Raw genomic sequence first — 13,023 nt, 5'->3', positions numbered from 1 at the left:
CTTTCAGGGAACGAGAGACAAGCATGGCCGCCACGACCGAAACCGTCGAACAGGTCCGCGCCGTCACGGAGCAGAAGTACAAGTACGGCTTCACGACGGACATCGAATCGGATGTCGCGCCCAAGGGCCTGAACGAGGACACCGTCCGCTTCATCTCCGCCAAGAAGGAGGAGCCGGAATGGCTTCTCGAATGGCGCCTGAAGGCGTTCCGCGTCTGGCAGGAGATGGAGGAGCCGCGCCACTGGGCGAAGCTGTCCTACCCGCCGATCGACTATCAGGACGCGCACTACTACGCCGCGCCCAAGATGAAGGATCGCCCGAAGTCGCTGGACGAGGTCGATCCCGAGCTGCTGAAGACCTACGAGAAGCTGGGCATCCCGCTGCGTGAGCAGGAGATCCTGGCCGGCGTCGAGGGGGCCGAGGGCAAGAGCCCGGCCATCGCCGTGGACGCCGTGTTCGACAGCGTCTCGGTCGCCACCACCTTCAAGGCCAAGCTGGAGGAGATGGGCATCATCTTCTGCTCCATCTCCGAGGCCGTGCACAAGTGTCCGGAGCTGGTCCAGAAGTATCTCGGCTCCGTCGTGCCCTACACCGACAACTTCTACGCGACGCTGAACTGCGCGGTCTTCACCGACGGCAGCTTCGTCTACATTCCGAAGGGCGTCCGCTGCCCGATGGAGCTGTCCACCTACTTCCGCATCAACCAGGCCAACACCGGCCAGTTCGAGCGGACGCTGATCATCGCCGACGAGGGCAGCTACGTCAGCTATCTGGAAGGCTGCACGGCGCCCCAGCGCGACGAGAACCAGCTGCACGCCGCGGTGGTCGAGCTGGTGGCTCTGGACGACGCACAGATCAAGTACTCGACGGTCCAGAACTGGTATCCCGGCAACGCGGAGGGCGTCGGCGGCATCTACAACTTCGTGACGAAGCGCGGCGCCTGCCGCGGCCGCAACTCCAAGATCTCCTGGACCCAGGTGGAGACCGGCTCCGCCATCACCTGGAAGTACCCGAGTTGCATCCTGCAGGGCGACAATTCGGTGGGCGAGTTCTATTCCGTCGCCATCACCAACAACTTCCAGCAGGCCGACACCGGCACCAAGATGATCCACATCGGCAAGAACACCCGCTCGACCATCGTGTCGAAGGGCATCTCCGCCGGGCGGGCGCAGCAGACCTACCGCGGGCTGGTGAAGATCCTGCCGAAGGCGGAGGGCGCGCGCAACCACACCCAGTGCGACAGCCTGCTGATCGGCGACCAGTGTGGCGCCCACACGGTGCCCTACATCGAGAACCGCAACCGCACCGCCCGCGTCGAGCACGAGGCGACGACCGCCAAGATCAGCGAGGACCAGCTCTTCTACTGCCGCCAGCGCGGCCTGTCGGAAGAGGACGCCGTGTCGCTGATCGTCAACGGCTTCTGCAAGGAAGTGCTGAAGGAGCTGCCCATGGAATTCGCCGTGGAAGCCCAGAAGCTCGTCGGCATCAGCCTCGAAGGCAGCGTCGGCTGACCGCCCACCGTATCGCGAAGGAAGAAGAAACGATGATCGAGATCAAGAACCTGCACGCCACGGTGGACGGCAAGGAAATCCTCAAGGGCATCGACCTGACGATCAACCCGGGCGAGGTGCACGCCATCATGGGGCCGAACGGCTCGGGCAAGAGCACGCTCAGCTACGTGCTGGCCGGCCGCGACGGCTATGAGATCACCGAGGGCTCGGTGAGCTTCTGCGGCAAGGACCTGCTGGAGATGGAGCCGGAGGAGCGCGCCGCCGCCGGCCTGTTCCTGGCCTTCCAGTACCCGGTCGAGATCCCCGGCGTCGCCAACACCACCTTCCTGAAGTCCGCCCTGAACGCCATCCGCAAGCAGCGCGGCGAGCCGGAGCTGGACGCCATGCAGTTCCTGAAGCTGGTGCGCGAGAAGACCAAGGCGCTGAGCATGACCGACGAGATGCTGAAGCGCGCGGTCAACGTCGGCTTCTCGGGCGGCGAGAAGAAGCGCAACGAGACGCTCCAGATGGCCGTCCTCCAGCCGAAATTCGCCATCCTTGACGAGACGGACAGCGGCCTGGACATCGATGCGCTGAAGATCGTGGCCGAGGGCGTGAACGCGCTCCGCTCGCCGGAGCGGTCGATGCTGGTCATCACGCACTACCAGCGCCTGCTCGACTACATCGTGCCGGACCATGTCCATGTGCTGGCCTTCGGCAAGATCCAGCGCTCCGGCGGCAAGGAGCTGGCGCTGGAGCTGGAGAAGAACGGCTACGCCGAATTCGGCGTGAACGAGGCGGCCTGACCATGGCGACGACGACCCTCACCAAGGCGCCGCGGGGTTACGACCCGGCGGCGGCCACGCCCTTCCTGGAGCAGCTCGACCGCGTGAAGGGCGGCCTGCCCGGCGGCGGCCTGTCGTGGCTGGACGGGCTGCGCGACCAGGGCGGCGCCCGCTTCGCGGAACTCGGCCTGCCGACCGTCAAGAACGAGTCCTGGCGCTACACCAACCTGCGCGCGCTCGACAAGCTGGCCTTCCAGCCGGCCGCGGACGCCGGCGAAGCCGTTCGCTTCGACGTGCTGCCGACGGTCCGCGCGGACGGTACGACCGGCCCGCGTCTGGTCTTCGTGGACGGACGTTTCCGGGCGGAGCTGTCCTCCACCGCCGGCCTCCCGACGGGGGTCGAGCTGCTGAACCTCGCCGACGTCCTGGCGCGCAACCCCGATCTGGTCGCCGGGCATCTGGGCCGCATCGCCGCACCGGACGATCAGCCCCTGGTCGCGCTGAACACCGCCTTCCTGGCGGACGGCCCGGTCCTGCATGTGCCGCGCGGCGTCACGGTGGACGAGACCATCGAGCTGGTCTTCGTGTCCGTCGGCTCCGAGGCGCAGCCCACCGCCTTCCACCCGCGCGGCCTGATCGTCGCGGAGGCGGACTCCCGCGCCGTGATCGTCGAGCATCACGTGGGCCTGGGCTCCTGCACCACCCTGTCGAACGGCGTGACCGAGGTCTTCGTCGGCGCCGGCGCGTCGGTCCACCACTACAAGGTCCAGCGCGAGCACACGGAGTCCTTCCACCTGTCGCACACCGCGGCGAAGGTGGCCGGCAAGGGCATATACGACAACTTCATCCTGACCATCGGCGCCAAGCTTTCGCGCAACGAGGTGAACAGCGTCCTCGACGGCGAGGAGGGCGACACGCATGTCAGCGGCGCCTACATGGTGCGCGGCGGCCAGCATGTCGACACCACGACCTTCATCGATCACGCCAAGCCCTGCTGCACCAGCCGCGAGGTCTACAAGGGCGTGATCGACGACCAGGCCCGCGCCGTCTTCCAGGGCAAGATCATCGTCCGCCCCGACGCGCAGAAGACCGACGGCTACCAGCAGAACCGCGCGCTCCTGCTTTCCGACACCGCGGAGATCGACGCGAAGCCGGAGCTGGAGATCTACGCCGACGACGTGAAGTGCAGCCACGGCGCCACGGTGGGCGAGCTGGACGACGACCAGCTCTTCTACCTGCGCGCCCGCGGCATCGACAAGGACACGGCGCGCGGCCTGCTGATCGGCGCCTTCCTGTCCGAGGCGCTGGAGGAGATCGCCGAGGAGAGCGTCCGTGACGCCTTCCAGAGCTACGTCGCCAACTGGCAGAACGCGCGCTGAGGAGGGACCCGGACATGGACACCCAGATCACCCTCCCCGCCTCCGCCGCTTTCGATGTCGAGCGCGTCCGCGCCGACTTCCCCATCCTGTCGCGCAGCGTGCACGAGCGGAAGGGCAAGCCCGGCAAGCCGCTCGTCTATCTCGACAGCGCCGCCTCCGCGCAGAAGCCGCGGCAGGTCATCGACGCCATGACCCGCTTCCTAGAGGAGGATTATTCCAACATCCACCGGGGCGTCCATTTCCTGTCGCAGACCGCGACCGACCAGTTCGAGGAGGCCCGCCGCAAGGTCGCCCGCTTCCTGAACGCCCCGTCGGAGCGCAACATCGTCTTCACCCGCAGCGCGACCGAGGCGTTCAACCTCGTCGCCCACAGCTATGGCCGGACCTTCCTGTCGGAGGGGGACGAGATCATCCTCTCGGTCATGGAGCACCACGCCAACATCGTGCCGTGGCAGCTCCTCCAGATGGACAAGGGCATCCGCATCCGCGTCGTCCCGGTGGACGAGCACGGCGTGCTGGACCTGAACGCCTTCGAGGATCTGCTGTCCGACCGCACGAAGCTGGTGGCGATGACCCACTGCTCCAACGTGCTGGGCACGGTGACGCCGGCCAAGATCATCGCCCGCATGGCGCACGAGCGCGGCGTGCCGGTGCTGTTCGACGGCAGCCAGGCCGCCGTGCACGGCGTGGTGGACGTCCAGGACATCGACGCCGACTTCTACATCATGACCGGCCACAAGCTGTACGGCCCGACCGGGACCGGCGTGCTGTACGGCAAGTACGATCTGCTGAAGAAGATGCCTCCCTTCCAGGGCGGCGGCGACATGATCGAGAGCGTCAGCTTCGAAGGCACCACCTTCAAGGCCCCGCCGGCCCGCTTCGAGGCCGGCACCCCGGCCATCACCGAGGTCATCGGGCTGGGCGTGGCGCTGGATTACATGGAAAAGCTGGGCCGCGAGGCCATCGCGGCACACGAGCACGACCTGCTCCAGTACGCCACGCAGCAGCTTTCCCAGATCGACGGCCTGCGCGTCTACGGCACCGCGCCGGGCAAGGGTCCGATCATCTCCTTCACGCTGGAGGGCGTGCACCCGCACGACCTCGGCACCATCGTGGACCAGTACGGCGTCGCCGTGCGGGTCGGCCGCCACTGCGCGGAACCGCTGATGGATCGTTTCGGCGTCGGCGCCACGGCGCGGGCCAGCTTCGCCCTTTACAACACGCGGGCGGAGGCCGACGCTCTGGTCGAATCGGTGATCGCGGTGAAGGAGTTCTTCGGAGCATGATGGACGAACTGCGCGAGCTGTACCAGGAGGTGATCCTGGACCACGGTAAGAACCCCCGGAACTTCCGGCATCCCGACGATGCCAACCGGGAGGCCAAGGGCGAGAACCCCATGTGCGGCGACCGCTTCATGGTCTATCTGAAGCTGAAGGACGGGGTGGTGGAGGACGTGGCCTTCCAGGGCCGCGGCTGCGCCATCTCCACCGCCAGCGCGTCCATGATGACCGAGGTGGTCAAGGGCAAGACCGAGGCGGAGGCCAAGGCCCTGTTCGAGACCTTCCATGACCTCTGCACCAAGGACGACCACGAGCATGGCGACCACGGCCCGGTGGACGAGGACGCCATGGAACGGCTGATGGTGCTGTCCGGCGTCCGTCAGTTCCCGGTGCGCGTGAAATGCGCCACCCTCGCCTGGCACGCGATGAACGCGGCCATCGAAGGCGAGGACAAGGCGAGCAGCGAGTAAGTTGCAGGAAACGGTGAAACGCGATGCCCGATGACGCGATCTCCAAGGAAGCCGACGCCGCGGAGGCCAGGCCGATGAACCAGACCGAAGCGGACATGGCCGCGGCCAAGGCCGCCTACGACCCGCGCGCCGCGCTGAGCGAGGCGGTGATCTCGGCGCTGAAGAGCTGCTACGACCCGGAAATCCCCGTGGACATCTGGGAGCTGGGGCTGATCTACCGCGTCGATATCGGCCCGAACAACGAGGTCGAGATCGACATGACCCTGACCAGCCCGATGTGTCCGGTGGCCGGCGAACTGCCGATGCAGGTGCAGCAGGCGGTTGAGTCCGTTGAGGACGTCACCACATGCAAGGTGGAACTGGTTTGGGAACCGCCCTGGCGCCAGGACATGATGTCCGAGGTCGCACGGGTCCAACTGGACATGTTTTAAGGAGGCGAAGATCCCCATGGCCACGGCTTCTACGGCTTCTCTCCCCAAGGCCCTTTCCATCACCGACGCCGCCGCGGAGCGCGTGCGGATGCTGATGTCCAAGGCGACCGACGACTACATCGGCCTGCGCATCGGCGTGAAGGCGAAGGGCTGCTCCGGCCTCAGCTACGACGTGCAGTACGCCAAGGAAAAGATGAAGTTCGACGAGGTGGTGGAGGACAAGGGCGTCACCGTCCTGATCGATCCCGCCGCCGTGATGTTCCTGATCGGCAGCGAGATGGACTACGTCGACGACAAGTTCCAGACCGGCTTCGTCTTCAAGAACCCGAACGAGAAGGGCCGCTGCGGCTGCGGCGAGAGCTTCCACGTTTGACGCCCCCGCCTCTCCCGCTTCCCAGCGGGAGAGGCGACGAGCACTTGGCATCCGTCGGAACGCCCCGGTTACGCTTTGTCGATGATGCGCATCGACGCGATGATGCGGTCCACCTCCGGGGCGTATTTCGGGCGGTAGTGCAGCCTCGCCCCTTGGTGGGCGATCATGTACAGCTTGCCATTCTTCTGAATCAGGACGGCGACACCGTCACGATCCAGCTCATCCTCTCCTGAGAAGGAGAAATCGAGGCGAATGCCCTCGCCCCCGGACACCGTCTGAGGCTTCAGCGAGCGGACCGTGAAGACCTTGGCCGTGAAAGCCTTGGTGAAGGCTGATTCGAACAGACTGCTCAGCTCCTCGTTTGGCATCCCTGACCGGTAGGCCGGAGGTTTTTCGTTGCTTGCGGCGATGTTGAACAGGGGTTTTCCATCCTCGATCCCCGCGGCGAGGATCAGCAGATCCAGCTGTTCGCCATCGACCGTCCAGAAATCCAGGTTTCCCGTATCCGCCGCCCCCAGAGCCGTGATCCGGTTCCATTCGATGCCCGGTTCGATGGTCATGCCGCTGCGGACGGTCACCTTTTCCGTGGACGGGACAAGCGCGTAGTGCACGCAGCCGGACAGCGCCACCAAGGCGCACAGCACGGCCAGGGTGCGAATTGCAAACTGCGGCATCGGTTCAACTCCCCAGGGCGATGTAGCTTTGAATCAGGTCGCGGTCCGTCGCCCGCGGGACGAGCGACAGATAACGCTGGAAGGCTTCAGCCGACGGTCCCCTTTCCCCCTGCTGGCGCAGGACGAGGCCGAGACCGCGCCAGGCTTCGGGCGGGGCGTCCGGGATGGCAACCGACCGCTCGTACCATCCCCGTGCGCGGCCCAGGTCGCCGTTCTCGGCGCGGAGACGGTGGACCTCACCGTAAAAATGCATGATGTCCGCGTCGGGCGGGATGTCGGAACAGAGCTGATCGAGAAGAACCAGCGTCCGCTGGAACTGGCGCATCCGCAATTCATCCTCGAACAGCGTCCGGCGCAAACCCCGCAAGTTTCTGCGGTAAGCCTCGGCCCCGTCGGTCTGGTCCGGCTGGGCCAAGCCGGTCGCCTTCGCCTTCAGGATCGCTTGGCGCTCCTCCGGCTCCGGGTGCGACGCGAAGAAGACGTTGCGCTCGGCCTCCTCCGCCATCGCTTTCTTCTCGGCGACCAATTGTTCCCAGACGCGGGCGGCTTCCCCCGGAGCATAACCAGCCTTTGCCATGAGCTGGATGCCGATATCGTCGGCCTCCCGTTCCTGGTCGCGGGAGTAGGAGAATACGCTGGCGAGCAGAGCCATCTGGGTCAGGCTTCCCACCGCGGGGATGCCGGCCAGGGCCAGGCCGAGGCTCAGGAACGCCCCGAAATCCGCCTTGGCCCGCGCGTCGCGCCATCTCTGCAACGAATGCTTTCTCAGGTAATGCCCAATCTCGTGCCCCAGAACGGCGGCCAGTTGCGCCTCGTTGCGGGTGCGCAGAAGCAGGCCGGAATAGACCTGCATCATCCCGTTCGGCGCCATCGACGCGTTGAACACCGGGGTGCGCACGACATAGACCCGGATGTCGGCGCAGTGGTCCGCGGTCATGCGGAAGACGATATCGCGCAGATAGGTGTTCACGGCCTCGTCGCGCACGAGGGCTCGGGAACGCTTCAGTTCGCTCTCCGTCCGATCCATCACCTGCCACAAGCCGCCTTCGTCCGTCGCCGCGGCCGGCCGGTAGCCGGGCGCGGCGATGCCCTCCCCGGTCCCTGTGGTCGTGCAGCCGGTCAGCGCCAGCGCCGCGCAACAACCGCAGCCGGCCAGAAGGCTTCGGCGATGCAGTGTCGGGCGATGCACCGCGTGGCGATGCACTGCGGTCATTTCGGAAAATCCGCCAGCAGCACCTTGGCTGTTTCGCGCGCCGGCTCCACCGTGCGCAGGTCGCCAGCGCCCCGCATCAGCCGGTTGAACCAGACGATGTCCCCGGTTTCGAGATCGACCAGCGATGCGAAGCCGACCTGCGTACCGCCTTGCACCCCGACGCCCAGGACCGCCGCCGCGACCATCAGCGCGACCCGGCCCCCGCTCGCGTAGCTGTCACGCACCCAGACGAACAGCGCATAGTCGCCCCCGGTAGCCTCCTTCAGCGTTCTGGCGTCAGTCCCCAGGGTCCAGTCGAACTTGCCGTGCTTGGCCGGCAGTTTTTTGACGTCGAAGAAATGGTGGATCATGGCCGACGTGCCGACCTTCTCATGCAGCCGCTGCAACTGGTGCAGAGTGTCCACAACCTCCGGCTTGGCCTTGCTCTCGTCGAAGGCGGCGATGCTCAGGCCCAGATCCGCCTGTTGTTCGTCGAACGCTACGGTCAGATGACGGCGCGCCGCCTCGGTCCATTCGGCCTTCGGTTCCTTCATTCCGGCGGCCGACAGTTCGCTGAGTTCCACGTCCAATGGCATCAGCACGATCCGGGTGCTGTTTCCCGGTCGCTTGATCGTTTCGACATGTTTTACAGAGGATTGGCAGGCTGACACCAGAAACACCGCCAAAAGAACAGCGACGACCCTACCGATCATCGAAAGCGCAGGAAACGATCGAGCGTGCACGCAAAAGCTCCATCATACTGGGATATTCACATCACTCGGGTTAAACTTTTTGGATTGTATGTATTTTTAAGTGCATAATCAACAACTACCACCACCTGAAATCACCGCTCGCGTCCTCCGGAAACAAGGCGTGAAGAATGGGCCGTTGCCCCTGTCCAACGGCGTCCCGCGTCCCCACTCTCCATGCTAGAGTCCATACCCGCGACGCCGACACAGCCAAAACAAGGTTAGAGAAAAGCCACCATGGACAAAGGCACGCCCAAGGCCATCCGCCTGCAGGACTACCGCCCGCCCGCGCATCTGATCGACACGGTCGATCTGTTCTTCGATCTCGGCGAGGACGCGACCACGGTCCGCGCTCAGCTCCGGCTGCGGCGCAATCCGGCGCGGGACGACGCGGCCTCCCAGCCACTGACGCTGGATGGGCAGCGGCTGGAGCTGGTGTCCGTGGCGCTGAACGGCCGGCCGCTGGGCGATGCCGACTACACGGTCACGCCGGACCACCTGACCGTCCACAGCGTGCCGGAGACCTTCACGCTGGAAACCGTCGTCCGCATCAAGCCGCAGGAGAACACGGCGCTGGAGGGGCTCTACAAGTCTTCCGGCAACTTCTGCACCCAGTGCGAGGCCGAGGGCTTCCGCAAGATCACCTATTTCGCCGACCGGCCCGACGTGATGGCCCGCTACACCACCACGATCACCGCGGACAAGGCCCGTTACCCGGTGCTGCTGTCCAACGGCAATCTCCTCGAATCCGGCGACCTGCCCGACGGGCGCCACCGCGCGGTGTGGGAGGACCCCTTTCCCAAGCCCTGCTACCTGTTCGCCCTGGTCGCCGGCAATCTGGTCCATCAGGAGGACCGCTTCCGCACCGCGTCCGGCCGCGACGTGACCCTGCGAATCTATGTCGAGCCGGGGAACGAGGACAAGGTCGACCACGCCATGCGCTCGCTTATCAAGTCGATGCGCTGGGACGAGGAGGTGTTCGGGCTTGAATACGACCTCGACATCTTCAACATCGTCGCGGTCGGCGACTTCAACATGGGGGCGATGGAGAACAAGTCCCTCAACGTCTTCAACACGAAATACATCCTGGCGAAGCCGGAGACCGCCACCGACCAGGATTTCCTGGGCATCGAGGCCGTGGTGGCCCACGAGTATTTCCACAACTGGACCGGCAACCGCGTCACCTGCCGCGACTGGTTCCAGCTCTCGCTGAAAGAGGGGCTGACCGTCTTCCGCGACCAGGAATTCTCCAGCGACATGAACTCGCGGGCGGTCAAGCGCATCGCCGACGTGCAGCGCCTGCGCACCGTGCAGTTCCCCGAGGACTCCGGCGCCATGGCGCACCCCGTGCGCCCGGACAGCTATGTGGAGATCAACAACTTCTACACCCCCACCGTCTACGACAAGGGGTCGGAAGTCATCCGCATGTACCACACGCTGCTGGGGGCGCAGGGCTTCCGCAAGGGCATGGACCTGTATTTCCAGCGCCACGACGGACAGGCGGTGACCTGCGACGACTTCGCCGCGGCCATGTCCGACGCCACCGGCGTCGACCTGACGCAGTTCAAGCGCTGGTACCGGCAGGCCGGCACGCCGGAACTGGACGTGAGCGGCGCCTATGACGAGGCGGCCAAGACCTATCGGCTGACCGTCAGGCAGACCGTGCCGCCCACCCCCGGCCAGCCGGTGAAGGAGCCGATGCACATCCCGCTGGTCATGGGGCTGCTCGGCCCGGACGGGGCGGACCTGCCGCTGCGCCTGACGGGCGAGGCGGAAGCCGCCGGCACCAGCCGCACGCTGCACATCACCGAGGCCGAGCAGAGCTTCACGTTCGTGGACGTGCCGGCCCGTCCCGTGCCGTCGCTGCTGCGCGGATTCTCCGCCCCGGTGAAGCTGCGGGCCGACCTGACGGACGGTGATCTGACCTTCCTGATGGCCAACGACAGCGACGCCTTCAACCGCTGGGAGGCCGGGCAGACGCTGGCCACCCGCCTGCTGCTCTCGCTGGTCGCCGACCGGCAGGCCGGGCGGGACCTGGCTCTGCCCCAGAGCTTCATCGACGCGGTGGGCGCCGTTCTGAAGGACGCCGACCAGGACCCCGCCTTCGCCGCGCAGGCCCTGGTGCTGCCGACCGAGAGCTACCTCGGCACGCAGATGGAGGTGATCGACCCCGACGCCATCCACGCCGTGCGCGAGTTCGCCCGCCGGCGGCTCGCCGAGGCGCTGCGGCCCGGCTGGCTGGACACCTACCGCCGCAACGCGGGCAACGAGCCCTTCTCGGTGGACGCTGCGGCCATCGGCCGGCGGGCGCTCAAGAATCTGTGTCTCGCCTATCTGATGGCCCTGGAGGACGAGGAGGCGCTCGGCCTCTGCCTCGGCCAGTATCACGGCTCCCAGGCGATGACCGACGTGATGGCGGCGCTCCAGTTCCTCAGCAACTCCAGCGCACCGGAGCGGGACGAGGCCGTCGCCGGCTTCTACGAGCGCTGGAAGGGCGAGGCGCTGGTGGTCGACAAGTGGTTCGGCGTGCAGGCGACCTCGCACCGGACCGACACGCTGGAGCGGGTGACGGGCCTGCTCGCCCACCCCGCCTTCGAGATCCGCAACCCGAACAAGGTCTATGCGCTGATCGGCGGCTTCGCGGGCGGCAACCCGGTGCGCTTCCACGACATCAGCGGAGCGGGCTATCGCTTCCTCGCCGATCAGGTCCTTCGGCTCGACCCGATGAATCCGCAGGTGGCGGCCCGCATGGTGGGGCCCTTCTCGCGCCTGCGTCGTTACGACGGTCCGCGCCGCGCCCTGATGAAAGCCGAGTTGGAGCGCATCGTCGCCACGCCGGGCCTGTCGCCGGACGTCTTCGAAGTGGCGAGCAAGAGCCTGGAGGCCGCAGGCTGAGTGAAAAGGAAACGGGCCGGAGGGTTTCCCCTCCGGCCCGTCCTCACCCCCGCGCCGAAACGCGGGCGTCTTTACTTCTGCTCGCCCAGGAAGGCGATCAGATCGTCCACCTTGCCGGCGTCCTTGATGCCCGCGAAGGCCATCGTGCCACCCGGAACGACTTCCTTCGGAGCGGTGATGTAGGCCTTCAGATTGTCCGGGGTCCAGACCAGACCGCCGGCGGCCTTCTCCTGCATGGGCTTGGAATACTTGAAGCCGTCGATCGAGGCGGCCGGGCGCCCCACGACGCCGAACAGCGACGGGCCGACCTTGTTCTTGCCCTGCTCGGCGGTGTGGCAAGCCATGCACTGCTTGAAGACGTCCTTACCAGCGGTGGCATCGGCGGCCTGCGCGGCGCCCGCGCCCATGGCAATGCCGGCGATCAGAGCGGCGCCCAGGATATGCTTGTTCATTGGTCAGATTCCCCCTTCCGGATGAGGCCGGCGTTCGGATGCCGGCAGGTTCGGGCGCAGCATACACATTCTGTGGTTAAGGCCAACCCCTCAACGTGTCGCGCCCACAGCACAAACACCAAATACGGGTTATTTCATCCAGGCGAGAAGAAGAACAAGAACCGCCACCACGACCAGCGCCGCCCAGGGCACATAGAAGCCGCCCCGCCCACGGGCGGCGGGAAGCGGGATGGGAATTTCCGGGGCGGGAGCCGCCACCTCGGGCGTAATCGGCTGTGGAGCCGCCGCACTCCGCGCAACGGGCCGCGCAACCACCGCAGGCGCCACGTCAGAGGCCGGTTCGGGGACCGGCTCGGGCGGCCCGCCGACCACCGCCGTGAAGCGGTTGAAGAAATCATCGGCCATCTTGCGCGCCGTGGCGTCCACCAGCCGCGAACCGATCTGCGCCAGTTTGCCGCCGACCGTGGCGTGGGCGGTGTAGGACAGGACCGTCGCCTCCTCGCCATCCGGTTCCAACGAAACCTTGGCGCCGCCCTTGCCAAAGCCAGCGGCACCGCCGGAGCCTTCGCCGGTGATGGTGTAGCCGTTGGGCGGATCGAGATCGGACAGCGTCACTTTGCCGGAAAACTTGGCGCTGACCGGCCCCACCTTGGCAACCACCTTGGCGGTGAACTCCGTGTCGGACGTCTTCTGGACCTCCTCGCAGCCGGGAATGCACTGGCGCAGGATGTCAGGATCGTTCAGCGCCGCCCAAACCTCGTCCCGCGGGGCCGTGATGCGCTGGCTGCCGCTCATGTCCATGACGTTGTCCTCCCCTGCCTTCTTTTACAGCCAAGCCTTAGCCGGACGATAC

At 66.2% G+C, this 13,023-nt stretch carries 13 protein-coding genes; 8 read left to right on the top strand and 5 right to left on the bottom strand.

What is annotated here, in order from left to right; genetic code table 11:
- Positions 1 to 23: 23 nt before the first annotated feature.
- From sufB to FHW79_RS08820, 7 genes are read left to right on the top strand one after another with little or no spacing between them, the layout of a single operon-like run.
- A complete protein-coding gene (sufB, locus tag FHW79_RS08850) occupies positions 24 to 1,511 on the top strand; it encodes a Fe-S cluster assembly protein SufB (protein ID WP_137105143.1) in 1,488 nt (495 codons plus the stop codon).
- Positions 1,512 to 1,543: 32 nt separating this feature from the next.
- Positions 1,544 to 2,296, top strand: a complete 753-nt coding sequence (gene sufC, locus FHW79_RS08845) for a Fe-S cluster assembly ATPase SufC (protein WP_183178571.1) — start codon at positions 1,544 to 1,546, stop codon at positions 2,294 to 2,296.
- Between the two features lie 2 nt (positions 2,297 to 2,298).
- Positions 2,299 to 3,654 (top strand): Fe-S cluster assembly protein SufD, encoded by a 1,356-nt coding sequence (gene sufD, locus FHW79_RS08840; RefSeq protein WP_183178570.1) that lies wholly within the window; start codon positions 2,299 to 2,301, stop codon positions 3,652 to 3,654.
- 14 nt (positions 3,655 to 3,668) lie between these two features.
- A complete protein-coding gene (locus tag FHW79_RS08835) occupies positions 3,669 to 4,940 on the top strand; it encodes a cysteine desulfurase (protein WP_183178569.1) in 1,272 nt (423 codons plus the stop codon).
- Entirely contained in the window at positions 4,937 to 5,404 is a 468-nt protein-coding gene (sufU, locus tag FHW79_RS08830) for a Fe-S cluster assembly sulfur transfer protein SufU (protein ID WP_109069516.1), read from the top strand. Before FHW79_RS08835 ends, sufU begins: the two co-directional genes overlap by 4 nt.
- A 23-nt stretch (positions 5,405 to 5,427) precedes the next feature.
- Positions 5,428 to 5,835, top strand: coding sequence for an iron-sulfur cluster assembly protein (locus FHW79_RS08825; RefSeq protein WP_137141036.1), 408 nt, complete (start codon positions 5,428 to 5,430; stop codon positions 5,833 to 5,835).
- A gap of 16 nt (positions 5,836 to 5,851) precedes the next feature.
- On the top strand, positions 5,852 to 6,208 hold the full coding sequence (locus tag FHW79_RS08820) for an iron-sulfur cluster assembly accessory protein (protein ID WP_035676164.1): 357 nt from the start codon (positions 5,852 to 5,854) through the stop codon (positions 6,206 to 6,208).
- Between the two features lie 68 nt (positions 6,209 to 6,276).
- Here the strand turns inward: FHW79_RS08820 and FHW79_RS08815 are convergent, their stop codons facing one another.
- From FHW79_RS08815 to FHW79_RS08805, 3 genes are read right to left on the bottom strand one after another with little or no spacing between them, the layout of a single operon-like run.
- Complete coding sequence (locus tag FHW79_RS08815) at positions 6,277 to 6,882, bottom strand: hypothetical protein (RefSeq protein WP_183178568.1); 606 nt, start codon at positions 6,880 to 6,882, stop codon at positions 6,277 to 6,279.
- A 4-nt stretch (positions 6,883 to 6,886) separates the two neighbouring features.
- On the bottom strand, positions 6,887 to 8,095 hold the full coding sequence (locus FHW79_RS08810; RefSeq protein ID WP_183178567.1) for a M48 family metallopeptidase: 1,209 nt from the start codon (positions 8,093 to 8,095) through the stop codon (positions 6,887 to 6,889).
- Positions 8,092 to 8,817: a hypothetical protein gene (locus tag FHW79_RS08805; RefSeq protein ID WP_183178566.1), complete on the bottom strand. Its 726-nt coding sequence runs from the start codon at positions 8,815 to 8,817 to the stop codon at positions 8,092 to 8,094. Before FHW79_RS08805 ends, FHW79_RS08810 begins: the two co-directional genes overlap by 4 nt.
- Positions 8,818 to 9,060: 243 nt before the next feature.
- Between FHW79_RS08805 and pepN the strand changes: the two genes are divergently transcribed.
- The gene (gene pepN / locus FHW79_RS08800) at positions 9,061 to 11,718 is read left to right on the top strand and encodes an aminopeptidase N (protein WP_183178565.1); all 2,658 of its coding nucleotides are present in this window, start codon (positions 9,061 to 9,063) and stop codon (positions 11,716 to 11,718) included.
- A 71-nt stretch (positions 11,719 to 11,789) separates the two neighbouring features.
- Here pepN and FHW79_RS08795 read toward each other — a convergent pair whose 3' ends face one another.
- Entirely contained in the window at positions 11,790 to 12,170 is a 381-nt protein-coding gene (locus tag FHW79_RS08795; protein WP_183178564.1) for a cytochrome c family protein, read from the bottom strand.
- A 129-nt stretch (positions 12,171 to 12,299) separates the two neighbouring features.
- Positions 12,300 to 12,971, bottom strand: a complete 672-nt coding sequence (locus FHW79_RS08790; protein ID WP_183178563.1) for a carbon monoxide dehydrogenase subunit G — start codon at positions 12,969 to 12,971, stop codon at positions 12,300 to 12,302.
- Between the last annotated feature and the right edge of the window lie 52 nt (positions 12,972 to 13,023).

This window comes from Azospirillum sp. OGB3, from assembly GCF_014192915.1.
Taxonomy (GTDB): Bacteria; Pseudomonadota; Alphaproteobacteria; order Azospirillales; family Azospirillaceae; genus Azospirillum.
This window is presented reverse-complemented; position numbering and strand designations above follow the sequence as displayed.

Coding starts and splice junctions, on each gene's coding strand:
- sufB (WP_137105143.1), top strand. CDS start 24: ATGGCCGCCACGACCGAAACCGTCGAACAGGTCCGCGCCGTCACGGAG.
- FHW79_RS08825 (WP_137141036.1), top strand. CDS start 5,428: ATGCCCGATGACGCGATCTCCAAGGAAGCCGACGCCGCGGAGGCCAGG.
- FHW79_RS08835 (WP_183178569.1), top strand. CDS start 3,669: ATGGACACCCAGATCACCCTCCCCGCCTCCGCCGCTTTCGATGTCGAG.
- FHW79_RS08820 (WP_035676164.1), top strand. CDS start 5,852: ATGGCCACGGCTTCTACGGCTTCTCTCCCCAAGGCCCTTTCCATCACC.
- sufU (WP_109069516.1), top strand. CDS start 4,937: ATGATGGACGAACTGCGCGAGCTGTACCAGGAGGTGATCCTGGACCAC.
- FHW79_RS08815 (WP_183178568.1), bottom strand. CDS start 6,882: ATGCCGCAGTTTGCAATTCGCACCCTGGCCGTGCTGTGCGCCTTGGTG.
- sufD (WP_183178570.1), top strand. CDS start 2,299: ATGGCGACGACGACCCTCACCAAGGCGCCGCGGGGTTACGACCCGGCG.
- pepN (WP_183178565.1), top strand. CDS start 9,061: ATGGACAAAGGCACGCCCAAGGCCATCCGCCTGCAGGACTACCGCCCG.
- FHW79_RS08790 (WP_183178563.1), bottom strand. CDS start 12,971: ATGGACATGAGCGGCAGCCAGCGCATCACGGCCCCGCGGGACGAGGTT.
- sufC (WP_183178571.1), top strand. CDS start 1,544: ATGATCGAGATCAAGAACCTGCACGCCACGGTGGACGGCAAGGAAATC.
- FHW79_RS08795 (WP_183178564.1), bottom strand. CDS start 12,170: ATGAACAAGCATATCCTGGGCGCCGCTCTGATCGCCGGCATTGCCATG.
- FHW79_RS08810 (WP_183178567.1), bottom strand. CDS start 8,095: ATGACCGCAGTGCATCGCCACGCGGTGCATCGCCCGACACTGCATCGC.